The sequence below is a fragment of the Photobacterium piscicola genome, from assembly GCF_046058925.1.
In the GTDB taxonomy this organism is placed as follows: Bacteria; Pseudomonadota; Gammaproteobacteria; order Enterobacterales; family Vibrionaceae; genus Photobacterium; species Photobacterium piscicola.
Window position 1 is genome coordinate 1,587,019 of record NZ_CP175534.1, and the last position, 14,663, is coordinate 1,601,681.

The window sequence follows — 14,663 nt, forward strand, 5'->3', positions numbered from 1 at the left end:
GTTGTCGACTTCGATTATAAATATGAGTCATTGAGCTTATGAAAATTAAGGATAATTTTAAACAATCACGTATTGGTATCATTGGTGGAATGGGCAATGAAGCGATGGTTGATTTAATGGCTAAAATTTCTTCATTGCCTGAGCATAAAGAATGTCAATTTGTTGCCTTCGGTAATGCACGTTTAGCTTATAAGCCTCAAGAAATACTGCAACAATGGCTACCAACAGATATACCTGAATTACGTAAATTTGACACCGCAGTATATACATTACGCTTAATGCAATATTTAGCGGTTGATCGTCTTGGTCTTGCTTGCAATAGCGCTCATGAATTATTTCGACGGATATTGCCTGATATACCAGTAACTTTTGTTGATATGATTAAACAAACAGCAACGTCGTTACAAGGTTACCAAGATACTGTATTAGTCATGGGCGTTAATAGTCTGATAGAGTCAGGGTTATATCAAACAGCTTTAACCGAGCAAGGAATTAAAGCGACACAGCCTGCTGTTGAGAACCAAGTGAAGATAATGGAAGCTATTTACAATCCTGATTTTGGTATTAAAACGGCTAAAATTACTCAGCAAGCAGAAACACTACTATGTGAAGTGATATGTGATGAGATTGCTAAACAAGGTTGTACTAAAGTGATATTGGGCTGTACTGAATTACCATTAGCTTTAACAGCCTCCAGTTGTCAACGATTTAAAGCACAAGGGATGTTGCCGTTAAATGTTGAAGTTATTGATGCATCAATGGCATTAGCACAAGCATTAGTGTCTACTCAAGGACAAAGTGAAGCATTAATTCAACCGTTGGTAACCTACCAAGGGCAGCACTTAGATTGGGCAACACCGCTGGCCTTTAATGTTAGCTCATTAGATCAAGCGATTATGATTCAGCAGCGTATTTTTGATTATACGGTGCATTATTTAACTGAGCGTAATCAGAGTCTTGCTGGAAGTTATTTTCATTTACCGACATTATTCTTTTCAGAGTCGGCAACGGATATTAAGCAAAAGTTAGTTGCTTTAAATATTGATGTTTATAGTGATATTAATATATTAGATAAGATTATAACGAACAAGCTAGCTAATTATTATTCTGACTTTGAATAATAAATAGTAAAATAAAACGAGATAGAGAATAGTATCTACCTCGTTTTTTATTTTTAATAACGGCTTATAACGTGATGGTTTGGGTCATACCTGCGGTGGCATGTCCTTCCATATTACAAGCAAATTCTATCTTGTTACTGCCATGGAAGTGCCATAATACTTGTTTGGCTTTTCCTGGTGCGACCATTACTGCATTGCCATTCTCTGTATGGTGACCTTTCCCCATTTGTCGAGATTGTGCTTGTTCTTGTGGTGAGCCAATTGAAAATTCATGCGTCATTTTTCCTGTATTCATCACCACAAATTGCACCACATCATTAGGTTGAATATCAGTGGCTTTTTTAAGGGTGATCGTCATATCATCACTAAGGGTGACATAAACTACTTTATTCGGTTTTGAACCTAGGGCTGGCATGCCGACATCAGACATACTTTTCATGTTCATCATTTGATGGTCCATTTTAGTGGTATCCATTTGTGAATGATCCATACCACTATGATCCATTGCTGCGTGATCCATGGTTGAGTGGTCCATTGCAGCCATCGCTGTTGTGGTTGTTAAGGCTAGTATTAAAGTAAGCAGTGTTTTTTTCATGACTCATTCCTTTGTAATTGATGATGAATTTAATGATGTTGTGGTCTTGGTATTAAGCTCGCGACTTTTCCAAAGCTTGAAGGTGGCTGGTAATACTAATAACGTCAGTAACAGTGCAGATGCCATTCCGCCAATCATAGGTGCGGCAATGCGTTGCATGACTTCAGAACCCGTACCTGAGCCATACATTATTGGTATCAAACCAATGATAACGGTTAAGACTGTCATCATTACTGGGCGTACACGTAATCCAGCCCCTTCACTGATCGCTTGTTGTAAATCAGCAGCGGTTAATGCACGTTGTTGCTCTTGTGCATCCTGTTTTTTAAATGCCCATGACTGATTTAAGTACACCAACATAATCACGCCAATTTCAACCGCGACACCAGAGAGCGCGATAAAGCCAACGCCAACAGCAATTGAGAAATTAAATCCAAGCATGAACATCAGCCATAAACCACCCACCATCGCTAATGGTAGGGTAGCCATAATAATGAAGACTTCTTGCACGCGGCGGAAACTGAAATAAAGTAGCAGCATAATAATGGCAAGAGTAATTGGGGTAACAATACTCAAACGGGCTTTTGCGCGTTCCATATATTCATACTGACCAGACCATGCTAATGAATAACCTGCGGGCAGTTTTAATTGTTTCGTAACTACTTGTTGTGCTTCGGCAACGTAAGAACCTAAATCTCGTTGATCAATATCGACAAAAACCCATCCATTTGGACGTGCATTTTCAGTTTTGATCATTGGTGGTCCATCTTCGTAACGAATATCCGCAACATCAGCCAATGCGATACGGGCACCATTGGGGGTAATTAACGGTAGATTTTGCAATTTAACCGCTGAATCACGGTAAGATTGTGGGTAACGTACATTAATAGGATAACGTTCTAAGCCTTCAATGGTTTCACCCACGTTCATTCCACCAACTGCGGTCGAAACTATCTGTTGAATATCTTTAATAGCTAATCCATACCGTGCTGCTTGGCGGCGATTAATATCAACCGTGATATAACGGCCTCCTGCAACACGCTCGGCATAAACCGAGGTAGTACCTTTGATATTATTTAAAATAGGCTCAAGTTCTGCACCGATCTTTTCGATAACTTTTAGATCTGGGCCTGCGATTTTGATCCCAATAGGTGTTTTGATACCTGTGGCTAACATATCAATACGGGTTTTGATCGGCATTACCCATGCGTTAGTTAAACCAGGAAATTGGATCAATTGATCTAATTGTTTGCGTAAAGACTCAGTGGTGACACCTTTTCGCCATTGATCTCGTGGCTTGAATTGGATCACGGTTTCTATCATGGTTAATGGTGCAGGATCGGTTGCTGTATCTGCTCGACCTACTTTGCCCCAAACCGTAGCGACTTCTGGGACTGTTTTAATCAGTTTATTGGTTTGTTGTAATAACTGACGAGCCTTACCGATAGAGATCCCCGGATAGGTGGTTGGCATATACATCAAATCACCTTCGTCTAACGGTGGAATAAATTCACTGCCAAGTTTCGTTAATGGGTAGTACGAAGAAGCCATTAAACACAGCGCAATAACGATGATTGTTTTTGGAAACTTAAGACTTACATTCAATAATGGTCGGTAAAGTGCAATCACAGCACGGTTCACGGGGTTTTTATGTTCAGGTAAAATTTTACCGCGAACAAAATAGCCCATTAATACGGGGACTAGAGTAATCGCTAAACCAGCCGCTGCTGCCATAGCGTAGGTTTTAGTTGATGCTAATGGCGAGAACATCTTGCCTTCTTGTCCTTCGAGCGCGAACACGGGAACAAAACTTAAGGTAATGATCAGTAATGAGAAGAACAAGGGTGTACCGACTTCTTCTGCCGCTTTACCTATCACTTGCCAACGGTTTTCATCGGTAAGTGGGGTACGTTCAATGTGTTTATGCACGTTTTCTATCATTACAATTGCACCGTCAACCATTGCACCGATTGCAATAGCGATACCGCCTAGTGACATGATATTGGCATTAATACCTTGCCAATGCATGATGATAAAAGCAGATAAAATACCAATCGGTAAGCTAATCGCTATTACTAATGAAGAACGAATGTGGAATAGAAATAGTGCACAGACGATGGCAACCACAAGGAATTCTTCCGCGAGTTTTTGCCACAGATTCTTCACCGCATGGTCAATTAATGTTGAGCGATCATAAGTGGCTACAATCTCAACACCTGCTGGTAAGCCTTGTTGTAACTGTGCCAGTTTAGTTTTGATGTTGGCGATGACTTGACTGGCATTTTCGCCAAAGCGCATCACAATAACACCACCGACAGCCTCACCTTCACCATTAAATTCAGAAATACCCCGGCGCATTTGCGGACCAATGTTAATATCTGCAATATCCCCGAGTAACAGTGGCGTACCATTTTCGGTTACTTTTAATGGCAGTGATTTTATGTCCTCGATATTGGTTAAATAACCTGTAGTACGCACCATATGTTCGGCTTCAGCCATTTCAATAACGGAAGCACCGGTTTCTTGGTTACCGTTTTGAATCGCCATATTTACTTGCTGTAACGTGAGGTTATAGGCCCGTAGTTTGGACGGATCGATTTGAACTTGGTATTGTTTGACCATACCACCAACGGTTGCAACTTCAGAAACACCTGCAACAGTTTGAAGTTCATACTTTAGAAACCAATCTTGTAAACTACGTAATTCGGCTAAATCATGCTTACCTGTTTTATCTTGTAATACATAACTGTAAATCCAGCCAACCCCAGTCGCATCTGGGCCTAAGGTTGGTTTTGCATTGGCGGGTAACTTAGGTGCAACTTGGCTTAAATATTCAAGTACACGAGAGCGAGCCCAATACATGTCAGTCTTATCATTAAAGATAATATAGACATAGGAATCGCCAAAGAAAGAATAGCCACGGACCGTTTCAGCGCCCGGTACGGCTAACATGGCTGTTGTTAATGGGTAAGTGACTTGATCTTCGACCACTTGTGGTGCTTGACCTGGGTAACTGGTCTTAATGATGACTTGAACATCAGACAGATCCGGCAGGGCATCGACGGGGGTATTTTTAACGCTGTATAAGCCAGCAACGGTTAAAAATAAGGCCGCAATTAATACCAATAAACGGTTATTGATTGACCAACGAATAATAGCAGGGATCATTATTTATTCTCCATTGGTTTAATATCTTGCAGAGTGTAATCACTGCCATTCTTAATCAGCTTAAACCGAATCGATTGCCCTTGTTTAAGATCGGTTAATGCAATACTATCGTCGACGGTAAAATTCATTTCACCCGCAGGCCATTTCCATTCAGGTACTGCTTGGTGGTTAACCGTGATCATATTAAATGCAGGCATTAACATTGAGATATCACCGTTTACCCATACTTCATTAGCTATATTGTGCTTCTGCTTTTTATAATTAATGATGTTATATTGATTATCGGCTGTTTTTTGTAGCTCAAATTTAATCTGTTGACCAACGACTAAGTCTTTAATTTTTATATTTTTATCAATATTAAAATCCATTGTCATCGCAGGCCAATTCCAAGCACTGACTGGCTGGTGGTTGATGGTTAATATTGTTTGATCAGCATTGATCGCAGTGATCTCTCCTTGAGCCCAAGTGACGGTGGTGGCTTTATCGACACTGTCGACACCATTAATACGTGAGAGATCGGCACTTTTACTGGATTCGGAATCAAGCATAAATTGTGCAGAGGTGACAATACGATCAGCCGTGGTTAATCCTGCGATAACTTCCACGAGATTATCAGCTTCACGACCAATACGGATCTTTACTGATCGGTATTTTCCATTACCTTCAGCGAGTACAACGCGGGTCATATTGCCTGATCGAATCACGGCTTGAGTCGGAATAGTGAGAACAGCAGTTTCTGTTTTTGGGGTGAGGGTAATATTGGCGAACATATTGGGTTTTAATTGCTCATTATGATTAGCAAACTTTAACCGCATCCGTAATGTACGCGTTTTTGGATCTAAAATAGGGTAAACATAATCAACTTTGCCTTGCCATTGTTGGCCAGGAATAGCGTCTAGTGTCATATTTGCTTTGCTACCTGTGGTTATCCAATGTGCTTGGCGCTCAAATATTTCAGCATTGACCCAGACTTCATTAAGAGGCCCAGCGCTAATAGCGGCTTGTGCGGGTGATAAATAGCCCCCTTCACGAATATTTAAGCTTGCAATAACACCATCAGCGATAGCTTTGACTTCAATGGTCTTCGTTGCTTTCCCCGTTTTAATAATGTGTTTAATTTGTTGTTTGTCGACGCCAAGAGCGGCTAAACGATCACGGGCACCTTGCATTAAACCACTACGGCCTGTGCGATAAGCATTAAGTAATTCTTGCTGAGATTTGACTAATTCAGGCGAATAAAGAGTAAATAACACATCGCCTTTATGTACCTGTTCACCAACAGCATTGACGTATAATTTTTGAACCCAACCACTGACTCGAATATTGGTTTGCCAGAGCTGACTTTCATCAAAATCAACGTAACCAATAGTGTCGATCTTAGGTGTTAGTTTTTGCTTAATAACAGCAGCAGTTTTTACGCCTAAGTTATTTTCAACCGCAGCATCAATAATAACCGTACCGGCAACATTTTCTTTTGCAGCATCTTTTTCTGCATAAACAGGAATGAGATCCATCCCCATTGGTGATTTACCCGGTTTATCACGTTGGTAATTGGGATCCATTGGAGCAACCCAATACAAGGGTTCACTGTTTGAAGTGGTCGCTTTTGAGTCCATCGATACAGAATGATGTGACATATAATATGTAGCACTAACTCCAATAGCTGTACCAATAAGTAAGGCAACAGCCGCAATTTTAACGGTATTTTGTGACGTCATGATATTACCTACTTATTGATGGTTGTTGAGTGCTGAAGCTGTAACGAGTGTGGTTGAACATCAAAACCATTGACTAATGAGGCTAAGTTGCTGTTAGTAATGTTTAAGTCGGTAATAACCCGTGCTTGTTCAATGACTAAAGCGAGTTCATCAGTGGCTGCGGTGATTACATTATTAAATTGCGCCGTATTATTTTGATAACCACGCTCAACAGCTTGCGTACGTGCTTTTGCTTGAGTAAGTAGGGTGGTTGTATAACGCGATAAGCGCTGGCTTAAATTATCACGTTCAACCAGTAAGGCATTTACCTTGGCGTTCATTTGATTGAGCAATAGATCACGTTGTGATTTTGCCGCTCCTACTTGATATTGCGCCGCCGCATAATGGTGATCTTGACGGTTATCAGTAAATAGCGGTAAATCCATGGTGAGATAGGCACTCACTAGATCAGAGGCTGGTTTGCCTGACATACCATTGGCTTGGCGAGAGGCATACATAACTTCAATACCAAATTGAGGTTTATAGGCTTGTTGACTAATGGCGACTTGGGTTTCATTAGCTGAAATAGCACTATTGGCAATAAGCACCATTGGATGTTGTTTCAGTAATGAATAATGTTGGTTAGTGGCGGTTAAACGCGGCATTAATTGGTTAAGACGTTGCCAAGATAACTGGTTTGATGCTTGGACTATTGTTTGCGTTGTAAGCCAATCAGTGCCCAGCCATTCAGACAGTTGTGCCATGATACGGTGCTGTGTTTGTAGATTTGTTTGTAATTTGTCTTCTATCTTAACGACTTGCAGTTTAACTTGGAGTAAGTCTTGAGCTTCACCACTACCGATAGCGTAATTAGTCTTGGTGAAATTAGCTAATTCAGTTACAAGACGGTGGTTACGTTGTAAGGTACGATAAACAGATTGTTGATAGCCTAATTCTAACCATAATTGGGTCATTTTATTGGTAATATCAAGTTCACGAACCGCTTGTTGTGTACCAATAGCTTGCGCTTGAATCTCGCCTTTTTGTTGCTGTAAATCAAGGGTGTTACCACGGTCAAATTGCTGCATTAAACCAATTGATAATGTGGTCATTGGATCAGTGTTTAGAGAAAAACTATCCGTAGGTAAACCACCGATACCCAGTTTTAACTTGGGATCAGGTAAGCTATTGGTACCTAAGCTGGTTTCCTGCATTGCATGTTGCTGAGCACTAATTTGCGCCATATTGGCATCGTTTTTAATCGCTTTAGTGATCAGTTGTGTCAATTGTTGCGATTGCTGTGTTTTTGTCGCTGCAGTTGTTGATGGTGACGCAAACAGTGTTACTGGTGTTATCGCGCTAGCACTGATAACCAGAACGAGCATAGAAGTTGTAACGTTCATAACGTAATCCAGTCTTCCATAAGCGAATATAAAACAATATAAGTGATGATCTAATTATTATTACGCAGTTAACTAAGTAATAACGGCCTAGAACAGTCATTGAATTAAATAAGGCTTATGGTGATCTTAGATCTGCTGCAAAATAATTAAATACAGATCATAAGATACAATTAATCTATCACGGACAATAATGATGTCGTGAGTAAAAATAGATTAAACGGATTTATGCTATTGGAGGGCGATATAACGTTGGCGTGGTAGTATTTAATTGGTGTGTTTTTTCTATAGCGATGAGCGTCAGATTTGATGGCTGAAATAAGTTTTCAAATTGGCTCGGGAGAAAAGCAATATTACTTAAACATGCGATAGAGCAACAATTATCAACGCCACCCATTTTATCGCAATGTGCTGCCGATTGTTGTGCTTGGTGGTGTTGATGATCGAGCATTGATTCATCATCACAGCAATCCATCGTTGATGACATTACCATCATTGAATTATTCATGCTGAGCATTTTTATCGACATTAAAGGCGCACTGGAAGCAACACTTGATAGCAATAATGCTATAAGCGTAAAGCTTGTAATCCAAATTGTGCGAAGACGTTTAATATACATCTTAAGCCTTTAAGTAAAGTTAGACGTTATTATATGCAATTATTACTATTTGACGTCAAGCATTAATTATAATGTGGTGTGTTATTAAGGCATAAAATGCCAAATATAATGCATCAAAATGTTAGTTATATTGTTTAATGATTTTTATTTGCTGAATTATTAATCGTATTTATCATAAATAGTTTGAGAAATTAAGCTGCGGTTTATTCACCCCACTGGTTTTTCTTGCTAATCTGTAATCATTCTCGATAGCATCTATTGTTTTTGGCTATTGTTCACTCAGAAGGTAATCTTGTTTGAATCATTTTGTTTGGGATGTTAATCCAATACTAGTGTCATTCTTTGGTTTAAAGATACATTGGTATGGCGTGCTATTTGCGCTCGCTATTACGTTTGGCTTCCAAGTTATGAAGTCAATTTATCAACGTGAAAATAAGCCAATTGAAAGCTTAGATTCATTACTTATGTATGCCGTTGTCGGTATCATTGTTGGCGCTCGATTATTTCATGTAGTGTTCTATGATCCAGATTACTACTGGGCACATCCAGCGAAAATCTTTGCTGTGTGGGAAGGTGGACTTGCTAGTCATGGTGGCGGCTTAGGTTTAATTATTGCGGTTTACTATTACAGTAAAAAGTATGCTATTGACCGTATGTGGCTTCTTGACCGATTAGCAATAGCAACTGCATTATTTGGTTTCTTTGTCCGTTTTGGTAATTTCTTTAACTCGGAAATCTTAGGCACCCCAAGTAATTTGCCATGGGCGGTTGTGTTTGAACGTGTTGATTTAATACCACGTCATCCAGTTATGCTTTATGAAGGCTTTTCTTACTTAGCAATATTCTTCTTATTATTTGCTTTATATAGAAAAACCGATATCGGTAAGTATAAAGGATTGCTGTTGGGTTGGTTCTTAGTCTTGGTGATGACAGTACGATTCTTACTCGAATTTATTAAAGTACACCAAGCGGATTACTCAACCGATATGGTGATTAATACCGGTCAGTTATTAAGTATTCCATTTATTTTAGTGGGTATCTATTTGGTGATTAAAGGCCAAAGAGAACGTCGTTTACAACACGCTAAAAATAGCTAATCTAATACTTTTAAAATAGACAATAGAAAGCCGATCAGATGATCGGCTTTTTTTGTTTATACGGTAGCGGATTTTTGTGGTGTTTTTGCTATTGGTACTGATATTAAACGTCGACGCTGATTTTGAATAATAACACCAAATAATAATATCGCTGGCAACCACAACCATTCTTTACGCCAGCGTTCAACCGGAACTCTAATATCGAGAATTTGTTGATCAAATTGTAATTGCTCTTTAGCGGCAGGGCTGCCAAAAGTTACCATGTCAATCAATGTCTTGCCTTGGCTTTGATAGGTTTCAATGCCAATGTTTGCTAGTTTTTGTTGGCCAGTATCCCCCTTAGGAACGGTAAATAACACGCTAAACTCTCGGTGTTTACCAATCGCATCTTCACCTGCAATTCGCATTCGAATAACATCACCTGTAGGTAGAGTATCAAGAGTTTTTACTAAGTGTGTTGGCGCAATATTTTGAAAAGGATCCACTATTAAGTCTTGCCAAAAACCGGGACGAAATAGAGTAAAGGAGATCAATAATAATGCGATATTTTCATACCAACGATTACGCGTAATAAACCAACCTTGGGTTGCCATCGCAAAAATAAGCATCGCAATAGTCGCAATAATGAAGATAATAATGCCATGACTCACAGTGACATCGATCAATAATAAATCAGTATTAAAGATAAACAAAAACGGTAATGCAGCAGTACGTAAGCTGTAATAAAACGCTGTGATCCCGGTTTTTATTGGATCGCCTTTTGATACGGCGGCAGCGGCAAATGAGGCTAACCCAACTGGAGGAGTTACATCGGCCATAATGCCAAAGTAGAACACAAATAAATGTACAGCGATTAACGGTACAATTAAGCCATTTTGCTGACCAAGTGTCACTATCACTGGTGCTAATAAGCTTGAAACAACAATATAGTTAGCCGTAGTGGGTAGCCCCATTCCAAGAATAAGGCTTAATAGTGCTGATAAAATTAGCATCAGCATTAAATTACCCATTGATAGCATCTCAACCAAATCAGCTAAAATTAATCCGACTCCGGTTTGAGAAACCGCACCCACAATAATACCCGCGGTAGCAGTGGCGATACCTATTCCTATCATATTGCGTGAGCCTGCAATTAAAGCTTCAATCAGATCATTTTTACCATCATTGAAATCACCATAATGATAGCCGTCTTTACGTAATAAGCTCAGTAGCGGACGTTGAGTGATGATAATACCAACCAGCATCACCGAGCCCCAAAAAGCGGATAACCCTGGAGATAAACGCTCGACCATTAAACACCACACTAAGACCACAACCGGTAAGATAAAATGTAACCCTGCTAATAAGACACTGCGTGTTTCTGGTAATTCATCTAATGGCGCATCAGGATCATCTGTGGGTAATGGTGGATGAGTGGCTGCCACTTTTAATAAACAGAGATAAACCGTAATTAGTAAACCGCCAATGGCATAAGCTGCATAATTACCTAATAATGGTTTGATCCATCCTAAGCCATAATAGATTGCTAACGAAAATCCACTGATTAACAAACAACCAAAGCTAAAGCTGGTTAAGCGTACTAGCCATGGCTTATGTTGTTTAGGATTAATTGCGGTCATTCCCAGTTTTAGGGCTTCTAAGTGAACAATATAAAGCAAAGTAATGTATGAAATAGCCGCAGGCAAAAAGGCATGCTTAATAATATCGATATAAGGAATGCCGACATATTCCACCATTAAGAAAGCTGCTGCGCCCATAACTGGCGGCATAATCTGCCCATTTACTGATGAAGCTACTTCTATTGCGCCCGCTTTTTCCTTGCTAAACCCGACTTTGCGCATCATTGGAATAGTAAATGTGCCCGTTGTGACAACATTAGCTATTGATGATCCAGATATTAATCCAGTTAGCCCTGATGCAACTACTGCGGCTTTTGCTGGCCCACCACGAAGGTGCCCTAATAAACTAAAGGCTAATTGAATAAAATAATGTCCAGCACCTGCACGCTCAAGTAAAGCGCCAAATAGCACAAACAAAAAAACAAAGCTGGTGGATACCCCTAGTGCGATTCCAAATACACCTTCGGTAGTGATCCATTGATGGTTCGCAAGAGAAGCAAATTGCACTCCGCGATGAGCAAGTAGCCCTGGCATCCAAGGACCTGCAAAACTATACCCAATAAAACTTAGTGCAATAAGAGGCAATGCAGGGCCTAACACTCGTCGAGCGGCTTCTAATAATAATGGTAAACCAATACAAGCCACTACAAGATCAAGTTGGGTTAAGCTGCCAGGGCGTTGGGCTAATTCATGGTACATGACAAACAAATACAATGAAGTGGCTGCCGCAATCATCCCTAAAGCGATATCACTGTAGGGAACTCGATCGGTTGCGGAAGACTGGCGTGCTGGAAAAACTAAAAAAGCGAGAATAAGCGCAAAGGCTAAATGAATGGCACGGGTTTCGGTGTCATTAAAAACCCCAATACCAATAATAAAAGGCAGCGGGGATGCGATCCACAATTGAAATAGTGACCATGAAATTGCGAGCAAAGTAATTACTTTTGCCATAATGCCAGTCGGTAAACGTGCACCGACATCTTTCGCAATCAGATCTTCTGTCGAAAGTGGATTATCGGATATTAGATTATGTTGAGCCATATGTATTCACTTACAAGTTGGTACTAATGAAAACAGGGAGCACAATTAAAACGATAATTTGCTGTCTATTTTCATTAATAAAAGAAGGGTAAGCGAGATAGAAGAATTATCTCGCTTGGTGGTGAAGTTACATCCAGCCACGTTCTTTGTAGTAGCGAATAGCGCCATCGTGCAGTGGAGCGGTTAAGCCTGCTTTTATCATGTCAGTTTCTTTGAGATCCGCAAAAGCAGGATGCAGGCGTTTGAAGCGATCGATATTAGTAAAGACTGACTTCACCAATTGGTACACCATTTCAGGATCAGTGTCAGCGTTGGTTGATAACACCGCTTTACCTCCAATTGAAACAGTATCATTAGGATTACCACGGTACATGCCACCAGGAATAATCGCTTTTGTGAAATAGCTCTTTTCTTTTAATAGTGCATCAATCTCAGGGCCTGTAACCGCAATTAAACGAGTATCTGTTGTGGTAGAAGCTTCTTGAATCGCGCCATTTGGGTGACCAACAAAGTAGCTCATTGCATCTATTTTATTATCACTCATTGCAGGCGCTTGTTCGGCTGGTTTGAGATCAGAAACCAAACTGAAAATATCACTATTCCAATTTTTAACCGTTAAAATCTGCTCAAACGTATCACGCTGCCCTGAACCGGGATTGCCTAAGTTTACGCGTTTATTTTTTAAATCATCAAAGGTTTTAATCCCTGAATCTTCACGAGCAAGAATGGTAAATACTTCACTTTGTAGAGAGAAAACCGCACGAATATCGGTCATTTTGCCATGATCTTGAAAAGGAGATAAGCCATTAAGTGCTTTAAACTGATGATCAGACTGCATGATGCCAAAATTGTATTCGTGACTGCGAAGGCCATTTACATTAGCAACGCCACCGCCACTGGTTGGCGCATTACATTTGATGTGGTGACTATCCGTAGTACGGTTTACAAATCGACAAATAGATTGGCCGGCAATGTAATAAACTCCCGTTTGACCCCCTGTGCCGATCGAGATAAAGCTATCGGCTGCGGTTGCAAAACTTGAGCAAAGTATTCCGCCGAAGGCACTAATAATAGCGAGTAGTTTCATTTTAAAATCCTTTTAATGATTATTACAGAGTGATAATTGTTGTTTTCTTTATCACCATGGCATTTATGCTGTTTTTGTATTTATGAGTATGTTTGTTGTGTTTTTTAATGATTTTTAGTTATAAAAACGCGACTGGTTGTTTGACTAGTAAGCGTTAAGTTTGTTTTTTGTTAATTTAAAGTACGGTTTAATTAATGGACTGACAATAAGTAAAAAACTACTTTTCTTATGATTTGAGAAATTGGGTAATATTGCTAAGAAGAGATGAAATGAAAATAGTGATGGGAATAATCAAATGAAGTTAATAGTTACAGGGGGTTAAACGAAAAAACCGCCAATAAATGACGGTTTTTCATTATGCTTTAGAAGCCGTCTTAATGAAAAGGATACCAAAATAACGTTGCAGATTGATAACGATGCAGAATGCCAAATCCAAGTACAAGGGCAATAATTATTAACGCAATAGCATCATTTTTTGTCATTGGTTTTAAGCTATACCAAGTACGCTTTTTATTGCGTCCAAAACCACGCAGTGTCATTGCATTGGAGATCACATCCGCGCGATCTAAACTTGAAAAAATCAGTGGCCCAAGAATTTTGGCAACATTACGAATACGAGTCATGACTGGCGCTTTTTTTGAAATATCCACGCCACGTGCTTGCTGAGCATGCATTATATTGGTGAAATCTTTCATTACTTCAGGTAAATAACGCAAAGTGAGGCTGACGGCGTAAGCAATACGATAAGGTACACCTAGTTTATTTAAACTGGCAGAAAACTCTGTTGGATGGGTCGTAAAAACAAATACCAACGCAATGGGAAACATACTGAAATATTTAAGCGTAACCGTTAGTAAATAGAACACAGTTTCAAGAGTAATATTGTAGTGTCCAAAAAGGTGTACTAGGACGGTTGTTGAATGCATGTAGTCAGTGCCTTGTTGAGGGGCAATCAAAAACATAAACAATGCATTCATTAATAACACCAGAGCAGTACCAACTAACAATGGTTTATAGACAGCAAATGGAATTTTAGTGGCTTTAAGTAGCAATAAACCCACGATAATTAATCCGCAAATAACGCGTAGATCAAAGGTGATTAGCACCATTGTTACCCATGCCATAAATAACACAAACTTGGTAATACCGTTTAGGGCATGTAACCAAGAGTGGGTGTTGACATAACTAATGCCAAATTTTAAATGTTTGCTTTTCATGG

The 14,663-nt window shown here is 39.7% G+C and carries 10 protein-coding genes; 2 read left to right on the plus strand and 8 right to left on the minus strand.

Translation table 11 applies throughout. The features are described 5' to 3' along the window. The first annotated feature begins 38 nt into the window (after positions 1-38). On the plus strand, positions 39-1,121 hold the full coding sequence (locus ACJZU6_RS07595; protein WP_107275694.1) for an aspartate/glutamate racemase family protein: 1,083 nt from the start codon (positions 39-41) through the stop codon (positions 1,119-1,121). A gap of 64 nt (positions 1,122-1,185) precedes the next feature. Here the strand turns inward: ACJZU6_RS07595 and ACJZU6_RS07600 are convergent, their stop codons facing one another. From ACJZU6_RS07600 to ACJZU6_RS07620, 5 genes are all read right to left on the minus strand, one after another. Then, positions 1,186-1,716, minus strand: coding sequence for a copper-binding protein (locus ACJZU6_RS07600; protein ID WP_080157747.1), 531 nt, complete (start codon positions 1,714-1,716; stop codon positions 1,186-1,188). 3 nt (positions 1,717-1,719) lie between these two features. Further along, complete coding sequence (locus tag ACJZU6_RS07605) at positions 1,720-4,884, minus strand: efflux RND transporter permease subunit (protein WP_408900007.1); 3,165 nt, start codon at positions 4,882-4,884, stop codon at positions 1,720-1,722. Further along, a complete protein-coding gene (locus tag ACJZU6_RS07610; RefSeq protein WP_408900008.1) occupies positions 4,884-6,602 on the minus strand; it encodes an efflux RND transporter periplasmic adaptor subunit in 1,719 nt (572 codons plus the stop codon). Before ACJZU6_RS07610 ends, ACJZU6_RS07605 begins: the two co-directional genes overlap by 1 nt. 8 nt (positions 6,603-6,610) lie before the next feature. Continuing rightward, a complete protein-coding gene (locus ACJZU6_RS07615; RefSeq protein ID WP_408900009.1) occupies positions 6,611-7,984 on the minus strand; it encodes a TolC family protein in 1,374 nt (457 codons plus the stop codon). Positions 7,985-8,207: 223 nt separating this feature from the next. Next, positions 8,208-8,600 (minus strand): hypothetical protein, encoded by a 393-nt coding sequence (locus tag ACJZU6_RS07620; RefSeq protein ID WP_080157743.1) that lies wholly within the window; start codon positions 8,598-8,600, stop codon positions 8,208-8,210. 296 nt (positions 8,601-8,896) lie between these two features. On the opposite strand from ACJZU6_RS07620, the gene lgt reads away from it, so the two are divergent. Continuing rightward, entirely contained in the window at positions 8,897-9,697 is an 801-nt protein-coding gene (gene lgt / locus ACJZU6_RS07625; protein ID WP_080157742.1) for a prolipoprotein diacylglyceryl transferase, read from the plus strand. Between the two features lie 56 nt (positions 9,698-9,753). Here the strand turns inward: lgt and ACJZU6_RS07630 are convergent, their stop codons facing one another. The 3 genes from ACJZU6_RS07630 to ACJZU6_RS07640 form a co-directional block, all read right to left on the minus strand. Further along, the gene (locus ACJZU6_RS07630) at positions 9,754-12,357 is read right to left on the minus strand and encodes a TRAP transporter permease (RefSeq protein WP_408900010.1); all 2,604 of its coding nucleotides are present in this window, start codon (positions 12,355-12,357) and stop codon (positions 9,754-9,756) included. A gap of 127 nt (positions 12,358-12,484) precedes the next feature. Beyond that, a complete protein-coding gene (locus tag ACJZU6_RS07635; RefSeq protein WP_408900011.1) occupies positions 12,485-13,444 on the minus strand; it encodes a TAXI family TRAP transporter solute-binding subunit in 960 nt (319 codons plus the stop codon). 374 nt (positions 13,445-13,818) lie between these two features. Continuing rightward, a complete protein-coding gene (locus ACJZU6_RS07640) occupies positions 13,819-14,661 on the minus strand; it encodes an energy-coupling factor transporter transmembrane component T family protein (RefSeq protein WP_408900012.1) in 843 nt (280 codons plus the stop codon). Positions 14,662-14,663 lie beyond the last annotated feature (2 nt).

What these genes read in the sequence shown, in the direction of transcription:
- ACJZU6_RS07595 (WP_107275694.1), top strand. Translation starts at nt 39, where the DNA reads ATGAAAATTAAGGATAATTTTAAACAATCACGTATTGGTATCATTGGT.
- ACJZU6_RS07600 (WP_080157747.1), bottom strand. Translation starts at nt 1,716, where the DNA reads ATGAAAAAAACACTGCTTACTTTAATACTAGCCTTAACAACCACAACA.
- ACJZU6_RS07605 (WP_408900007.1), bottom strand. Translation starts at nt 4,884, where the DNA reads ATGATCCCTGCTATTATTCGTTGGTCAATCAATAACCGTTTATTGGTA.
- ACJZU6_RS07610 (WP_408900008.1), bottom strand. Translation starts at nt 6,602, where the DNA reads ATGACGTCACAAAATACCGTTAAAATTGCGGCTGTTGCCTTACTTATT.
- ACJZU6_RS07615 (WP_408900009.1), bottom strand. Translation starts at nt 7,984, where the DNA reads ATGAACGTTACAACTTCTATGCTCGTTCTGGTTATCAGTGCTAGCGCG.
- ACJZU6_RS07620 (WP_080157743.1), bottom strand. Translation starts at nt 8,600, where the DNA reads ATGTATATTAAACGTCTTCGCACAATTTGGATTACAAGCTTTACGCTT.
- ACJZU6_RS07630 (WP_408900010.1), bottom strand. Translation starts at nt 12,357, where the DNA reads ATGGCTCAACATAATCTAATATCCGATAATCCACTTTCGACAGAAGAT.
- ACJZU6_RS07635 (WP_408900011.1), bottom strand. Translation starts at nt 13,444, where the DNA reads ATGAAACTACTCGCTATTATTAGTGCCTTCGGCGGAATACTTTGCTCA.
- ACJZU6_RS07640 (WP_408900012.1), bottom strand. Translation starts at nt 14,661, where the DNA reads ATGAAAAGCAAACATTTAAAATTTGGCATTAGTTATGTCAACACCCAC.